Source organism: Duganella sp. Root336D2, assembly GCF_001425005.1.
Taxonomy (GTDB): Bacteria; Pseudomonadota; Gammaproteobacteria; order Burkholderiales; family Burkholderiaceae_D; genus Rugamonas.
On record NZ_LMDB01000006.1, the window covers coordinates 88,290 to 103,794 of the forward strand.

Annotated in this window: 13 protein-coding genes and 1 riboswitch; of the genes, 2 read left to right on the top strand and 11 right to left on the bottom strand. The window is 59.6% G+C overall.

Features of this window, described 5'->3' with window-relative positions:
• Window positions 1-7: 7 nt before the first annotated feature.
• Window positions 8-1,618, bottom strand: coding sequence for a tetratricopeptide repeat-containing response regulator (locus ASD07_RS08390; protein ID WP_055927947.1), 1,611 nt, complete (start codon window positions 1,616-1,618; stop codon window positions 8-10).
• 219 nt (window positions 1,619-1,837) lie between these two features.
• On the opposite strand from ASD07_RS08390, the gene purL reads away from it, so the two are divergent.
• On the top strand, window positions 1,838-5,881 hold the full coding sequence (purL, locus tag ASD07_RS08395; protein ID WP_055927950.1) for a phosphoribosylformylglycinamidine synthase: 4,044 nt from the start codon (window positions 1,838-1,840) through the stop codon (window positions 5,879-5,881).
• A 3-nt stretch (window positions 5,882-5,884) separates the two neighbouring features.
• Here purL and ASD07_RS08400 read toward each other — a convergent pair whose 3' ends face one another.
• From ASD07_RS08400 to ASD07_RS08435, 8 genes are all read right to left on the bottom strand, one after another.
• Window positions 5,885-6,565, bottom strand: coding sequence for a hypothetical protein (locus ASD07_RS08400; protein WP_156397938.1), 681 nt, complete (start codon window positions 6,563-6,565; stop codon window positions 5,885-5,887).
• Between the two features lie 142 nt (window positions 6,566-6,707).
• A complete protein-coding gene (locus tag ASD07_RS08405) occupies window positions 6,708-7,406 on the bottom strand; it encodes a DNA alkylation repair protein (protein ID WP_229207098.1) in 699 nt (232 codons plus the stop codon).
• A gap of 26 nt (window positions 7,407-7,432) precedes the next feature.
• A complete protein-coding gene (locus ASD07_RS08410) occupies window positions 7,433-8,209 on the bottom strand; it encodes a peptidylprolyl isomerase (protein ID WP_055927960.1) in 777 nt (258 codons plus the stop codon).
• A 64-nt stretch (window positions 8,210-8,273) separates the two neighbouring features.
• The gene (locus ASD07_RS08415) at window positions 8,274-9,053 is read right to left on the bottom strand and encodes a peptidylprolyl isomerase (RefSeq protein WP_055927962.1); all 780 of its coding nucleotides are present in this window, start codon (window positions 9,051-9,053) and stop codon (window positions 8,274-8,276) included.
• 120 nt (window positions 9,054-9,173) lie between these two features.
• The gene (locus ASD07_RS08420) at window positions 9,174-9,446 is read right to left on the bottom strand and encodes a BolA family transcriptional regulator (protein ID WP_055927964.1); all 273 of its coding nucleotides are present in this window, start codon (window positions 9,444-9,446) and stop codon (window positions 9,174-9,176) included.
• Entirely contained in the window at window positions 9,443-10,147 is a 705-nt protein-coding gene (locus ASD07_RS08425; protein WP_307143558.1) for a septation protein A, read from the bottom strand. Before ASD07_RS08425 ends, ASD07_RS08420 begins: the two co-directional genes overlap by 4 nt.
• Entirely contained in the window at window positions 10,077-10,475 is a 399-nt protein-coding gene (gene msrB, locus ASD07_RS08430) for a peptide-methionine (R)-S-oxide reductase MsrB (protein ID WP_055927970.1), read from the bottom strand. Before msrB ends, ASD07_RS08425 begins: the two co-directional genes overlap by 71 nt.
• An 8-nt stretch (window positions 10,476-10,483) precedes the next feature.
• Window positions 10,484-11,947 carry a YdiU family protein gene (locus ASD07_RS08435; RefSeq protein ID WP_082507212.1) on the bottom strand — a complete coding sequence of 488 codons (1,464 nt, stop codon included), beginning with the start codon at window positions 11,945-11,947 and terminating at the stop codon, window positions 10,484-10,486.
• A 234-nt stretch (window positions 11,948-12,181) separates the two neighbouring features.
• Between ASD07_RS08435 and ASD07_RS08440 the strand changes: the two genes are divergently transcribed.
• Entirely contained in the window at window positions 12,182-12,931 is a 750-nt protein-coding gene (locus ASD07_RS08440; protein WP_082507217.1) for a PEP-CTERM sorting domain-containing protein, read from the top strand.
• A gap of 56 nt (window positions 12,932-12,987) precedes the next feature.
• Here ASD07_RS08440 and ASD07_RS08445 read toward each other — a convergent pair whose 3' ends face one another.
• Together ASD07_RS08445 and ASD07_RS31260 are read right to left on the bottom strand one after the other, a co-directional pair.
• A complete protein-coding gene (locus ASD07_RS08445; RefSeq protein ID WP_055927975.1) occupies window positions 12,988-14,754 on the bottom strand; it encodes a S8 family serine peptidase in 1,767 nt (588 codons plus the stop codon).
• Between the two features lie 104 nt (window positions 14,755-14,858).
• Window positions 14,859-14,947, bottom strand: a riboswitch (cyclic di-GMP riboswitch).
• A gap of 269 nt (window positions 14,948-15,216) precedes the next feature.
• On the bottom strand, window positions 15,217-15,505 hold a 289-nt coding region (locus ASD07_RS31260), incomplete at its 5' end, for an Ig-like domain-containing protein (protein ID WP_229207099.1).

Consider the following 15,505-nt stretch of genomic DNA (forward strand, 5'->3'; position numbering starts at 1 on the left):
TCGTCTCTTATTGTTTGCCCCGGAGGGTGACATATTGTGATGATAACGCAGCCAGCATGGGATGATGGGGATCCGCCTGGCGCATTCGTATCAACAGCGCTGCACATTGCTCGCCCAGCGCCGCTTCCCAGCCGCTGTCGCCCAACAGTCGCAGCATGGCTGAGGCGAGGGCGGAGATCAGCCCGGCGTTCTCCGGGCGCCGCCGCACAGCCACCTGGAGTACCTCGATCGCCCCGCGCTGGTCGCCCTGGCCGCTGCGCGCGGCGGCCTGCCTGACCAGGCCGTCGAGGTAGCGCTCCACGCTGTCGCCCTGGTTTTGCGCCAGTTCGGCCCGGCCGGTGCGTTCATAGACCGCTGCCATATCGGATTCGCTGACGCCGCTGGCCGGATTGCCGGCCAGCGCATCCAGCAATTGCATGCCTTGTTCGTCCATGCCGTGGCGCAGGCAGTTTTCCGCCAGGTCCAGTTTGAGCGCGCTCGACAGGGTAGCTGCTGCGCCGGCTGCGTGTGCGGCATGCGCCAGTTCGCTTTGCGCCGCCCCGGCATTGCCGTTCAGTTCCTGTACCAGGGCCGAGGAATAGGCCTTGCAGGCGTCCGTCGCGGGGCTGCCGCGTGCCGAACGGTCCAGGTCGCGCAAGGCATTCGCTGCGCCGGCGGCATCGCCTTTCCGGACCAGGGTTCGCACCAGGTTCACGTGGTCTTCCGGGTCGCGGAACTCCGAATACCTGGATTTGGCGACCACCTGCTTGAAGGTCTTTTCGGCCGCCTCCAGATCGCCGGACTGCAACGCCACTTGGCCGAGGTGACGCAGGCGCCGCACCATATGGGGCGAGATCGAGACCGCTGCTTCCAGCGCGGCGCGGGCTTCCGCCGGCTGGCCAAGCGCTTGCTGGGTGCGTGCTATAAGGTCATAGGCCGCCATGTATCTGGGGTTGTCGTCGATCAGGCGCTGCAGGGTGTCCAGGGTATCGGCGAATTGGCCCTGCTGGAACTGGCAGCGCGCCAGGCCAAGCTGGGCCCAGCCGAGGGGCCGGGTTTCCAGGATCTCCCGGTAGATTGTTTCCGCCTGCGCGACTTCGCCCAGGGCCGTATGCGCTTCGGCCCGCAAACGGGCGCATTCGGTGGCGTAGCGCGGATTGGCCGCCGCCGATACTTCACTGGCCAGTATCGCCTCACGCAACCGCTCGCGCCCGATCATCTGGTGGATCGGGCGCAGGGCGGCGCGCCGGTCGACCGCCCGGGCGATGCGCTGGGCCAGCACGTCGACCGTGAACGGCTTGAGGATGTAATCGGTTGGGGTCAGCTCCGCCGCGCTCACTACCTTGCTGTACACCCCCTCGGTGGTCAGCATGATGAAAATGGCGGCAGGGGAGATCAGCTGGTGGTGGCGCAGGTCTTCCAGCAACTGCTGGCCATCCTGTCCCTGGTCGTTGCCCAGGTCGTACTCGCAGAACACCAGGTCGAACGCCTTCTTTTCGAGATGGCGGATGGCAGTTCCTGCGCTCACGCCGTGCTCGATGCGGGTGATCCCCAGTTGGCCGAGCATCTTGTGCAGCCCGCTGCGCATATGCTGGTTGGGGTCGATAACCAGGACTGACAGGTCGCTATATTCTTCCATTTTGGGGGTAGAAGGCTGTCATAAAGGCAGAATACCCCAAGGACGAGCAAAAAACAGGCATAAACGCAGCAAATGTTGCTTTCGGACCAATGAAGGAAGGGTGGGAAGTGATGCGTGAAACAAGTATAATGTCGGCAAATCGAAATACAGCAAGACCAGTCAGCTCGTGCACAGTATTCCTTTAAACCGCAGCTACGCTGCATTCTTCACGCCCCCACTATGTTGATTCTGCCGGGCTCCAACGCCCTGTCCTCCTTCCGTAGCCAACGCCTCCTTAACCAGCTTCAAGCAGTTCTGCCGACCATTACGTCGGTCCAAGCCCGCTTTATCCACTTTGTCGACTCCGCTTCGCCCCTGTCCGAAGACGATCTGAACCGCATGAATGGCCTGCTGACCTACGGCGAGCCAGCCTTGCCGGAGCATGCTGAAGGCGTGGTGGAAGAGTTTGTCGTCATCCCGCGTTTCGGCACCATTTCGCCTTGGGCTTCCAAAGCCACCGATATCGTGCACAACTGCGGCATGGCGCACATTCACCGCGTGGAGCGTGGCGTTGCTTACCGCATCAACCTGAAGGGCGGCATCCTGGGCACCGGCCTGGGCGCGGCCAGGAAGCTGGATAGCGAGCAGGCGCAAGCCGTCGCGGCGCTGCTGCATGACCGCATGACCGAATCCGTGCTGCGCCACCCGGACCAGGCCGCCGGCCTGTTCTCGAGCCTGGAAGCCAAGCCGCTGGAATCGATCGACGTGATCGGCGCCGGCCGCACCGCGCTGGAAAAGGCCAATACCGACCTTGGCCTGGCGATGTCGGACGACGAGATCGACTACCTGCTGGAAGCCTTCACCAACGCCAAGCGCAACCCGACCGACGTCGAACTGATGATGTTCGCGCAAGCGAATTCCGAGCACTGCCGCCACAAGATCTTCAACGCCGACTGGACCATTGACGGCGTGGTGCAGGACAAGTCGCTGTTCAAGATGATCAAGAACACCCACGAGAAGAACCCGCGCGGCACTATCGTGGCCTATTCGGACAACTCGTCGATCATTGAAGGCGCTGAAGTTACCCGGTTCTACCCGCGTGAAGGCCAGGAATACGCGCCGTCCACCGAGCTGGTGCACACCCTGATGAAGGTGGAAACCCACAACCACCCGACCGCGATTTCCCCATTCCCTGGCGCCTCCACCGGTGCCGGCGGCGAAATCCGCGACGAAGGCGCGACTGGCCGGGGCTCCAAGCCTAAAGCCGGCCTGGCCGGCTTCACCGTGTCCAACCTGATGATCCCTGGCGCCGTGCAAGCCTGGGAAAACGCGGCCAATGTGACCGCGCCGGTCGGCAAGCGCGACGAAAGCCAGGTGTACGGCAAGCCCGAACGCATCGCTTCGCCGCTGCAGATCATGATTGACGGCCCGCTGGGCGGCGCCGCTTTCTCCAATGAATTCGGCCGCCCGGTGCTGGGCGGCTACTTCCGTACCTACGAGCAGAACATCGGCCAGCAGTTCGCCGGCGGCAAGGACACCGTGATGGGCTATCACAAGCCGATCATGATTGCTGGCGGCATCGGCAATATCTCCGGTTCGCACACCCACAAGAACGACATCCCGGTTGGCAGCCTGCTGATCCAGCTGGGCGGTCCAGGCATGCGTATCGGCATGGGCGGTTCGGCCGCGTCGTCGATGGCAACCGGCACCAATACCGCCGACCTGGACTTCGATTCCGTCCAGCGCGGCAATCCGGAAATGGAACGCCGCGCCCAGGAGGTCATCAACGGCTGCTGGCAGCTGGCCGACAAGAACCCGATCATTTCGATCCACGACGTGGGTGCGGGCGGCCTGTCCAACGCTTTCCCGGAAATCACCAACGACGCCAAGCGCGGCGCGATCTTCGACCTGCGCAAGGTGCCGCTGGAAGAATCCGGCATGGCGCCGAAAGAAATCTGGTCCAATGAATCGCAGGAGCGCTATGTTCTTGCCATTGCGCCGGGCGACCTGGCACTGTTCCAGGCCCTGTGCGAGCGTGAACGCTGCCCATTCGCCGTCGTCGGCGTGGCAACCGAAGAGCGCCAGCTGAAGGTGATCGACCAGGAAATGGGCAACAACCCGGTCGACATGCCAATGGAAGTCCTGCTGGGCAAGCCGCCAAAGATGCACCGCGACGTGAAGCACGTGCAGAACGACCTGCCGGCCATCGACCTGACCGGCATCGCGCTGGAAGAAGCCGCCAGGCGCGTGCTGCTGCTGCCAACCGTGGCCGACAAGAGCTTCCTGATCACCATCGGCGACCGTACCGTGGGCGGCATGTCGGTGCGCGACCAGATGGTGGGCCCATGGCAGGTGCCGGTGGCCGACTGCGCCGTGACCACCCTGAGCTACGACGGTTACGTGGGCGAGGCGATGGCGATGGGCGAGCGTACGCCGCTGGCTGTGATCGACGCCCCGGCTTCCGGCCGCATGGCGGTCGGCGAGACCGTCACCAACATGGCTGCCGCGCCGATCAACGACATTTCCGACATCAAGCTGTCGGCCAACTGGATGGCTGCCTGCGGCCAGCCTGGCCAGGATGCGGCCCTGTTCGACACCGTCAAAGCGGTCGGCATGGAACTGTGTCCGGCGCTGGGCCTGTCGATCCCGGTCGGCAAGGACTCCCTGTCCATGCGCACCACCTGGAAAGATGAAGGCGCTGACAAGGCGGTGATTTCGCCCGTGTCCCTGATCGTTTCCGGTTTCTCGCCGGTGTACGACGTGCGCAAGTCGCTGACCCCGCAGATCCGTACCGACCTGGGCGAAACTTCCCTGATCGTGATCGACCTGGGCCGCGGCAAGAACCGTATGGGCGCCTCCGCGCTGGCGCAGGTCATGGGCCAGCTGGGCAATGCCGCACCGGACGTGGATTCGCCGGAAGACCTGAAAGGCTTCTTCAACGCGATCCAGCAGCTGAACAAGGAAGGCAAGATCCTGGCCTACCACGACCGTTCCGACGGCGGCCTGTACGCAACCCTGGTGGAAATGGCCTTTGCCGGCCGCGCCGGCCTGTCCGTCAACCTGGACATGCTGACCCTGGGCGCCGAAGGCACCATGGACCATGGCGATGCCAAGAACTGGGCCGGCCAGGTCGCAGAGCGCCGCAATGAGCTGACCCTGTCCGCGCTGTTCAACGAGGAGCTGGGCGCTGTGATCCAGGTTCGCGCTGAAGAAAAATCGGCCGTGATGGACGTGCTGCGCACCTTCAACCTGGGCGCTTGCAGCCACATTATCGGCAAGCTGAACGACCGTGGCGTGATCGAATTCACGCGCGACGCCAAGACCATCTACTCGCAGCCGCGTGCCGAGCTGCATCGCCTGTGGAGCGAAACCAGCTGGCGTATTTCCCGCGTGCGTGAAAATCCTGCGACCGCGGATGCGGAATACGATCGCCTGCTGGACGAAACCGATCCAGGCATGCAGCCAAAAGTCGGCTTCGACATGGCGCAGAACATCGCCGCACCGTTCCTGTCGTCGGGCGTACGTCCTCGCGTCGCAATCCTGCGCGAACAGGGCGTGAACTCGCATATCGAGACTGCCTGGGCGATGCACCGCGCCGGTTTCACCGCCGTCGACGTGCACATGAGCGACCTGATTGCGCGCCGCGTTTCGCTGGACGATTTCCAGGGCATTATTGCCGTGGGCGGTTTCTCGTACGGCGACGTGCTGGGTGCAGGCGAAGGCTGGGCCAAATCGATCCTGTTCAATCCGGAAATGGCCGACCAGTTCGCCAAGTTCTTCCAGCGCAAGGATACCTTCGGCATGGGTATCTGCAACGGCTGCCAGATGATGTCGAACCTGAAATCGCTGATTCCAGGTGCCCACGCCTGGCCGAAGTTCACCACCAACAAGTCCGAGAAGTTCGAAGCACGCTTCTCAATGGTGGAAGTGCTGGATTCGCCATCGATCTTCCTGCAAGGCATGGCCGGTACCCAGGCGCCGATTGCCATTGCGCACGGTGAAGGGTTTGCCGACTTCAGCCAGACCGGCATTATCGACGAGGCAATCGGCGCACTGCGCTTCGTGGACAACAAAGGCAGTGCCACCGAAACCTACCCGTACAACCCGAACGGTTCGCCGCGCGGGCTGACTTCGGTAACCACGGCCGACGGCCGCTTCACCGTGATGATGCCGCACCCGGAACGCGTGTCCCGCACGGTGCAGAACTCCTGGCACCCGGACGGCTGGGGCGAGGATGCGCCTTGGGCGCGCATGTGGGGCAACGCGCGCAAGTTCATCGGTTAAGGCTTATGCGCGCCGGCGGCGCGCTGCCAGCAAGGCAGCGATGCCGCCGAGCATCAAAACGGCCCCGCCCGGGGCCGGCACCTGGGTCGCATCGGCGAATTGGAAGTCGTCGGCGACCCAGTTTCCATTCAACTGTCCCAGTTCGCGCCGATCGATCCGGTAGCCCGTGACCGGGCCAAGGGACGCGAAGATGCTGGTGTCGGCAAAGGACAGGGGCTCGGGCAGGCCGGGGTGACTTTCCGGCAAGTCAAACACGACTGAACCAAGTTCGGTTGCGCCATTCAAGGCCACGATCGTGACCTGGTCCGCGCCGCCTTCACCAAATCCATAGTACTGGTTGCGGCCAAACCAGGCGCCGGTCAGCACTTTATTGGTGGTGATTGTCATGCCGCTGGAACCGGATGAATTGGAGACGAAATAATGGCCGGAATGCGGAATACCAAACAGGGGACCGCCTGGCCCGCCGACCCGATATTGGTCGCCGACCACGCCAAAGCGTGCGTCCCAGATCACGCCCTGATATTCCAGGCTGTCCGGTGAACTGGTCCACTGGATACCGCTTGCGCTATCCAGCGCGGGCGGAATCGGCAGGTCGTCAAATGTGGCGATGACACCCGCCATTGCTGGTGCCGCGCTAATAAAAGCGGCGCAGGCAATTAACTGCCGTAATGCGAGTTTATTCATTTCCAGCCTCCTTAAGTTGTCACGAGTTTAACTCGGCATTTTAAGGCCCGGCAATGGTGTGCATTATTGCTGTTGTTTTGGCGTCGGCCCGCAACTTCCATGGTGCACGCCAGAAGCTGGCGTGTTCACGCAAATTCCGGGCTTAGTCCAGGGGCGTCAGGTGCTTGCCCGCTTCGCGGATGCTCAACCGGGCGAGGCCCTTCTTGTTTTCATTAATAAAATGAGCCACATTATGTGGTGCATGCCGGGCATAATCCCGCAAGGCCCAGCCAATTGCTTTCTGAATGAAAAATTCATTTTCATGGCCGAGTGCGAGGGAATATCGGAACAGCCGCATTTCATCGGTTTTCCCGCGCCAGCCTAATTGGTGGAGGAGGGCAATCCGGCGCATCCAGAAGTTTTCATGCTTTAAAGCCTTGTCCATTTCATGGTGCTCAAAGCGCAGCACGTCGCCGATAATTCCAGCTAGGCCATCCACCGAATCCCACCACGATTTGCGCGGGACGAAGGCCAGCAATTCCGGCACATCGATAGCTTTGAATTGTTTCCAATGCGCCGCCATTAAATCGAGGGCCGCATATTGGTATTCCCGTTCCGGCATTTGCCAGAGTTCGCCTGCCACGCCGATCAGCTCGGCAGGCGCAGCACCTGTGAAGGCCCGGATCAGCGGCTTGATTGCCGCGCGCCGGGCCGGCGTGGCGATGCCGAGGAAGGGGAATTGTTCGCGCATATAGGCGCGCATCGCCGGGGCCCGGGTGGCATCGGCCAAAGGAGCGAGGGCGGAAATGATGTCTTTGGTGGTTGGCATAATAAAAAAGCGCCCCGCGGGGCGCTTGATCAAGGCAGCCGGTAAAGGCGCACCCGGGATTATTGCACTTTAGCCTTGGCGATCAGCTGGTCGCGGTAAGCTGCAACTTTGCGCTGGGTCAGGGACTCGGAGATCTGGCCTTTGATTTCGTCCAGGGACGGCACTTTGGCGGCGCGGGAGCCTTCCAGCTTGATCACGTGGTAGCCGAATTGCGATTGCACCGGCTTGTCGGTGACCTGGCCGTCTTTCAGGGCCACCATGGCATCCGCGAATGGCTTCACGTAGTTGCCTGGTGCTGCCCAGTCCAGGTCGCCGCCGTTGGCTGCCGACCCTGGATCTTGCGAAGCCTTGGCCAGCTCTTCAAACTTGGCGCCGCCTTTCAGCTTGGCGATGATGTCGGTTGCTTCTTTCTCGGTCTTCACCAGGATGTGGCGAGCGTGGTATTCCTTCTCGCCTTTGGAAGCCTTGAACTGGTCGTAAGCAGACTTGATTTCTGCGTCGCTCACAGGGTTTTTCTTCACATAGCTGACCAGCAGGGCGCGGATGATGATTTCCTGGCGAGCTTGTTCCAGGGCGTCTTTCACGTCCTTGTTGGCAGCAACGCCTTGCTTGGTGGCTTCCTGCACCAGCACTTCGCGGCCGATCAGGGATTTCTTGATCATTTCGCGCAGTTGTGGCGAGTCAGGCTGGCCTTGGGCGGCAGCTTGTTTGACAGCGGCATCCATCTGGGCCGATGGAATGACTTTGCCGTTCACGGTGGCGACGTTCTGGGCAAACGCAGGAGCTGCAGCAACTGCGATCAGGGCCAACAGCAGGGTAGCTGGTTTAAATTTCATTGAGTGTTTCCTTAGTTAAAATAAATCCGGCGCCACTCAGGCGCCGGATCAGGTCCGTGACGGATTATTGTACTTTGGCTTTCTTAACCAGGGATTCCTGATAGGTCTGCAGTTTTGCGCGCATCAGGGAATCGGCGATACGTGGCTTCACTTCTTCCAGGGTTGGCAGCTTGACGGCGCGGGTGTCTTCTACCTTGATCACGTGGAAACCGCTCGGGGTTTGCACTGGCTTCTCGGTAATCTGGCCTTTTTGCAGCGAGGTGAAGGCATCTGCGAAGACTTTAGGGAAGTTGCCTGGGGTGCCCCAGTCCAGGTCGCCGCCGTTGGCAGCGGAACCGGTATCCTTGGAGTTCTTGGCCAGGTCTTCGAACTTGGCGCCGCCTTTCAGCTTGGCGATGATATCGGTCGCTTCTTTTTCGGTTTCAACCAGGATGTGACGCACGTGGAATTCCTTGTCGCCTTCAGCGGCAACAGCGCGGTCGTATTCAGCCTTGATTTCGGCGTCCGCAACCGGGTTCTTCTTCACGTAATCAGCAGCCAGGGCATTCAGCATGATGTCCTGACGAGCCTGTTCCAGGGCAGTGGTGACGTCCTTGCTCTTGGACAGGCCTTGCTTCTCGGCTTCCTGGATCATTACTTCGCGGCCAATCAGGGACTTCTTGATCATTTCGCGCAGTTGTGGGGTGTCTTGCTGCTGGCCTTGGGCAACGACTTGTTTGACCAGGGCGTCAACTTTGGCGGTCGGGATGGCTTTGCCATTAACGACGGCGGCGTTCTGGGCAAAAGCTGGTGCAGCGGCAACGGCGATAAGTGCGAGCAGCAAGCGGGCTGGCTTGAAAGTCATTTAGTTTAATTCCTAGGGAAAGTTTACTGAATTGCGGGGATTTTGAGCTGGTTCGCCGAGATGTCTCTACTATTCAACGATCGAGGTTCTTTTTGATGTTTCCCAAAAACTCCGCGCATATCATACTTCGGACGGTGCCAGTGCGGTAATGGCCAATGCATGAATTTCTTTATGCATCATATCGTGCACGGAATCATACACCAGACGATGGCGCATGACGAGTTTCACACCCTCGAATTTAGTAGAGACTATTTTCAGTCTGTAATGACCGCCGCCGGAGGCTGCGCCGGCATGGCCGGCATGCAGCGCGGATTCATCATCCAGCACGATTTCCGTCGGGGCCAGCGCCGCTTCCAGGCGCTCGCGGATCTTGGCCAGGCGCGGATCGCTCATGCTTCATCCTTAATATGTTTAGAGAGGTAGAAAGCCTGCGCGATAAAGAACACCAGCATCATTCCGGTAACCCCGAAAGCCTTGAAATTGACCCAGGCGTCGTTATCCGACTTGAACAGGATGAAGGCGACAAACAGGTTGACGAAACCCAGCACCAGCCAGAAGGTAATCCACATGAAATGCAGGCGGACCCAGACGTGCTCAGGCAGCTGTACCTGCTTTTCCATCGCCACGCGAATCATGTTTTTATCAAAGAAGCGGTAAGCCACCAGCATTGCCGTAGCGAGCGACCAGTAGATAATGGTCGGCTTCCATTTGATAAAGCCATCGTCGTGGAAATAAATGGTCATGCCGCCAAATACGATAAACACTACAAGGGAAACCCATAGGGCACCATCGACTTTTTTGCGGCGCGCCAACAGATATAACACTTGCGCAGCAGTGCCGATAATACCGACGATGGTGGCAACAACGATCGCCGCTTGCGAAGCGGGAATTGCGCCGCCGGCAACCAGGTCGCCGAGGTGGGCATTCAACATGGCATGCGCCGCTTCCTGGTGGCTGCCGGCAAACTTGTAGCTGACAAAGAACAGAATCAGCGGAAACAGGTCGAAAATAATCTTCATCTTTTTAGGGCTTTGGTTCGAAGCGCAGCGAAGCCGAATTAATGCAATAGCGCAAGCCGGTCGGCGGAGGGCCATCGGGGAAGACGTGGCCCAGGTGGGCGTCACATACTGCACAGATGATTTCGGTGCGCAGCATACCATGCGAGCGGTCGGTTTTCTCTATGACATTGGCGGGATTGAGCGCCTTGAAGTAGCTCGGCCAGCCGCAACCTGAATCGAACTTCGCATCCGATTCGAACAGTGGCGTATTGCAGCACACGCAGGTATAGATGCCATGCTCGTGGTGGTCCCAGAACTTGCCGGTAAAGGCACGCTCGGTGGCCGCGTGGCGGGTCACCTGGTATTCCGTTGGATCGAGCTGGGCGCGCCATTCGGCGTCAGTCTTGACTACTTTGTCGCTCATTTTCTCTCTCACGATGAGCAGCTTACCGAGAGCTGGCTGGACCAGTCCGGCGGGAAGCCTGCGTATTGTTCATTTTCAGTTTGCTCGTCGAAAGGGCGCTCGAGCATGGCCAGCAAGCGTTCTACTTCGGAAAAGTCTTTATTTTGCGCCTTTTCAATGGCGACCTGTGCCATATAGTTTCGCAGCACATATTTGGGGTTGACCTGATCCATCGCAAGTTTTCGCGCTGCATCATCGCTGTTTTCCGCGCGCAGACGCGCACGGTAAGCTTCGGCCCAGTGATCGAAAGCGGGGCGGTCGATGAACAGGTCGCGCAGCGGTTCGTCGCCTTCGGGACCGCCCGCGCGCAAGCCGCTGAGGCGGCGGAAGAAGATCGTGAAATCGGTGTGATTGGCTTGCAGAACGGCGAATAGGCCATCGAGCAGTTCGCGGTCCGCATCCTGTGCGGTCGTCAAGCCTAGTTTGGCGTGCAGCAGTTTGTCGATGTGGCGCGCGAACTCGGGCTGGTACGCATCGAGCGCTTCCTGTGTCAGCTCGACTTCGCCGATCAGCGGCAGCAGCGCTTGCGCCAGGGCGTAGCAGTTCCAATGGCCGATTTGTGGCTGGTTTGAATAGGAGTAGCGTCCCTGGTCGTCGCTGTGGTTGCAGATCTGGTTGGCGTCGAAGCCATCCATGAAGCCGAACGGGCCGTAATCCAGGGTCAGGCCCAGGATCGACATATTGTCGGAATTCATTACACCATGCATGAAGCCTACGGCTTGCCAGTGGGCAATCATGCGCGCGGTACGGCGGCTTACTTCTTCCAGCAAGGCTGCGTAAGGATTTTCTTCCTCGCGAAGGGCTGGGTAGAAGCGCTCGATCACGTAATCGGCCAGTTGCTTCAATTCTTCCGGCTTGCGGTTGTAATACCAATGTTCGAACGAGCCGAAACGGACGAAGCTGGGCGCCATGCGCACCACGACAGCGGCCGTTTCGATCGACTCGCGGACGATGCCCTGGTCCGAGCCGACGACCGACAAGGCGCGGGTCGTTGGGATACCCAGGCCATGCATCGCTTCCGAGCACAGGAACTCGCGGATGGAGGAGCGCAGTACTGCACGCCCGTCACCCATCCTGGAATAAGGTGTCATGCCGGCGCCCTTCAACTGCAGCTCAACCGGACCGTCCGCAGTAGTGATATCGCCGAGCAGGATGGCTCGTCCATCGCCGAGCTGGCCGGCCCAGACACCGAACTGGTGGCCGGAGTAAACAGCTGCCAGCGGCTTTGAGCGTTCAGCAACACGATTGCCGATCAGGATTTCAAGCGTTTCCTGGGTTGAAAGCGCTGTGGGTTCGAGGCCGACCAGGCGTGCGGCTGAAGGACTCGCTGCAACCAGGTATGGCGCCGGCAGCGGCGTTGGCATCAGGTGCGTGAAGAAGGCGGGCGGCAGGCCCGCGAAGGAATTTTCAAAAGGGAAGTTTGCGGCGCTCATTTCCCCGCATTGTAACGCAGGCGAAGAGGGCCAGTTACCGTCCTAAGGGAAAACTAAGTATCGCTTTGCCCCTTGCGCAAGAATGCCTTTCTCACAAGTGACTTGCTGTCGAAAAGTTTTACACCTGATGACTGCGAAATCAATATGGCTGAGATTAACTGTTTGATTCTGCGGGGGGGTGACTTGCAGGCACGCTCTATGCATCTACTACGATACAACAACCAAGGGGGTGCCATGAAAATCTTGAAAACACTGTTGGGTGCAGCACTGAGTGTCGCCGCTTTGGCGGCTCCAATCGCCGAAGCTGGAACGATTACTTTCCAGTTCGGTAATAGTGGAGCGTATAGCGGGGATGTGCCTCCTGCAACCCAGGATATTTACGCAACTGCAACCCTCAACTGGGTAGACGGCGACACCATGGCGACTCTCGTGATGAGCGTCGGCCCTGGCTTGCCTACCGGTGCGTACGTCAATGATTGGTATTTTAACCTTGCTGGCGGCAACAATTTGACGGACGTCCAGTACGCTGGCGGCGTGGGCGATATTGAAGCGTCGAGCGTCTATTTTGGAACCCTGAATGGGTATAACGCAGACGGCGGCGGCTATTTCGACATGCGCTTCTCGTACTCCACCAGTGACCATCAACTGGGGGAAGGTGATGTCTCAACGTACACGCTCACCGCGCTGAGTGCTTTGTCCGCGGACGCCTTTAGCGACTTTTCGGTTCACAAAATCGGTAAGCAATGGGTGATAGATGGACGGATGATCCAGGCTGCAGTTCACGTGCAAGGCTACGAGGGCAGCGTGTGGCTGAAGCAATGTGACGATAATGGTGTGGATTGCGGTCCTCCAGTGATCGACTTCTGCACGGAAAACCCAACCGATCCAGCTTGCGTCGCTGTTCCAGAACCAGCAACCCTGGCCATCCTTGGCACCGGTCTGTTCGGCATGGCGCTGGCACGTCGCCGCAGGGGTAAGTGGTAATGACTAAGATTTCCGAAACCAGAACGGCAGCCTAGGCTGCCGTTCTTTTTTGTTACTTACCGGGTAACGTAGACCGTAGAGGTCGAAGTGTTGCCCGCCTTGTCGCGCGCAACCGCTTGCAGCGTGTGATTGCCGCGCGCCGCCTTGTTGGTGTTCCAGTTGTAGGACAGGCTGGAACCGGCACCGGAAGCAACCACGCCGCCGTCGACGTACAGCGACATCGAAATGCCCGCGCTGCCGCTATTGTCCGAAGCGTTGACCGAAACGGTCACGTTGCCGCGAACAGAACCTGCCACCGGGTTGGTAATCCGGACTACCGGCGCGGTGGTATCGGTGGCCGGCTGAGTCGTCGTCGTGTTTGCCACGTTCACCGAGACCGGCGAAGACGATGCGACGTTGCCGGCTGCATCATAGGCCACGGCAGTCAAGGTTGCCATGCCGTTGATAACTCCCTTGGTATCCCAGGCGAAGCTGAACGGTGCGGCGGTGTCGGAAGCGACCACGGTACTGTTGACTTTGAGCTCCACACGGGTAACGCCAACGTTATCCGATGCGTTGGCGGTAACGGTTGCGATGCCGGAAACCGTGCTGCTGGCGCCAGGAGAGGCAATCGCTACCGTCGGACGAGTCGTATCGGTGACGGGCACGGTGGTCGAGCTGCCAGCGGCCGCTACCGCAGCAGCAGCGTTGACGCGGCCATAGCCGAAGTAGATGTCACGTCCTGAAGTGCCGAGGTCGGTTGCCGTGGAAAACAGGATGTTCTGTACCTGGGCACCGGTCAGCGATGGATTTGCCGCCATGACAAGGGCACCGACTGCAGCCGCGATCGGGCTCGAGAAGGATGTGCCGGCCTGCATCCGGTAGCCACCGCCACGGGTGGTGGTGTAGATGTTGGTGCCTGGCGCCGACAACTGCACGAAGGAGCCGTAGCTGGAGAAGCTGGCCTTGGCGTCATAGGTATCGGTGGCCGACACGGCGATCATGGAATCGGTCGGGGTGAAGCCTTCGTTGATGTTGCTGTTGCCGGCGCCGACGAACACCAGGCCGTTCTTGCTCTTCATGTAGTTCGAAGCGCTGACCACGGCCGAGCTGCTTGGCAAGTAGGCATAGCTGGCGTTGGCAATACGGGCGCCGTGGTCGGCAGCGTAGGTGATACCGGCGGCGATCGCCGAGTAGGAACCCTGGCAGGATCCGGCCGAATTGAGGTAGCCGGTACGGATCGGCATGATCTTGGCTTTGCCGGCCACGCCCACCACGCCCAGGGCGTTGTTCAACGCGGCAGCTGCGCTGCCGGCAACTTCGGTGCCATGGCCGCAGACATCGCTGGAATTGGTGTTGTTGTCGATCGTGTTATAGCCAGGAACCATGTTGGCTGCCAGGTCGGGATGGCTGGCATCCACGCCCGAATCGATGATTGCGATGATGACGCCTGCGCCCTGGGATCTATCCCATGCCGTAGCCGCGCCGATCTTGTTGAGATGCCATTCGCTGCCAAAATATGGATCGTTGCTGGTGGCGGCGACATCCACAAGCTGGTCCAGCTCGGCGAACTTGAAGTGCGGATTGTGCTTGAGTTTGTTGGCGATGGCTTTTTCGGAGCCATGCGGCACATCGATGACGTGGATATTGCTTTGACCCAGTTTGCGGGCTTTGCCGGCGCCATGGATCTTGAGGTCCTTGGCGAATTCGTCTGCGCCCAGGCCGGCTTGGGGTTCGACGATGATGCGGCCAGCGATAAATTCTGGATCGGCGTGGTTTGGAGCGGAGAACGCCAGCGGGGTTACGGCGGCGAAGAGGAAGGCGAAATTGCTGAGTTTCTTCATTGAAAAGCGAGTCCTGTTTTCGGAGTTTCGGAAAAAAGGGACTGCCTCCCGCCCTGGAAAGGGCGGTTGAAGAGTACAGCGGGGACTTCAGTGTCACCGGTGTATCTGGCAGTCCAGCCGTCATAGACGCTTGCGCGCCCTTAGACCGTCGACTTTGCGTCCCGTGCTTTCGCACGGTTTGCCTTTGTCAGACTTCAAGTTCGATAGTAACTGATGATTTACCGTGCGGCAAATAAATTTGCCCGCAAATTACATCCTGAAACAAATCAATCTGAGCATTTGTGCAAAGTTGGCTTGCAAGATTGTAGCGATTAATAATATTCAGTCAAATCAATGAGTTAACTAATGGCGCGCGGAAATGGATATTAACTCAATTTCACTTGGCGACGCATTAATGGTTATTACTTGCTGATAATAAAAAAAGCCCGGCCGAAGCCGGGCTGTAACAGGGTATTTTATTAATTAGCGGGTCACTTGCACGGTGGTGGTGGAGGTGTTGCCAGCGGCATCCTTGGCCACAGCCTGGACAGTGTGGTTGCCGGCAGCGATCTTGCGGGTGTTCCAGCTGTAGGACAGGGAGGAACCGGCGCCGGATGCTTGCAGCTGGCCGTCGATGTAGACACTCATGTTGATGCCGGCCGAGCCGCTGTTATCGGAGGCGTTCACGGTGACGTTCACAGTGCCGGACACCGAACCGGAGGTCGGGTTGGCGATGGTGACCACTGGAGCGGTGGTGTCAGCCACCGGTGCG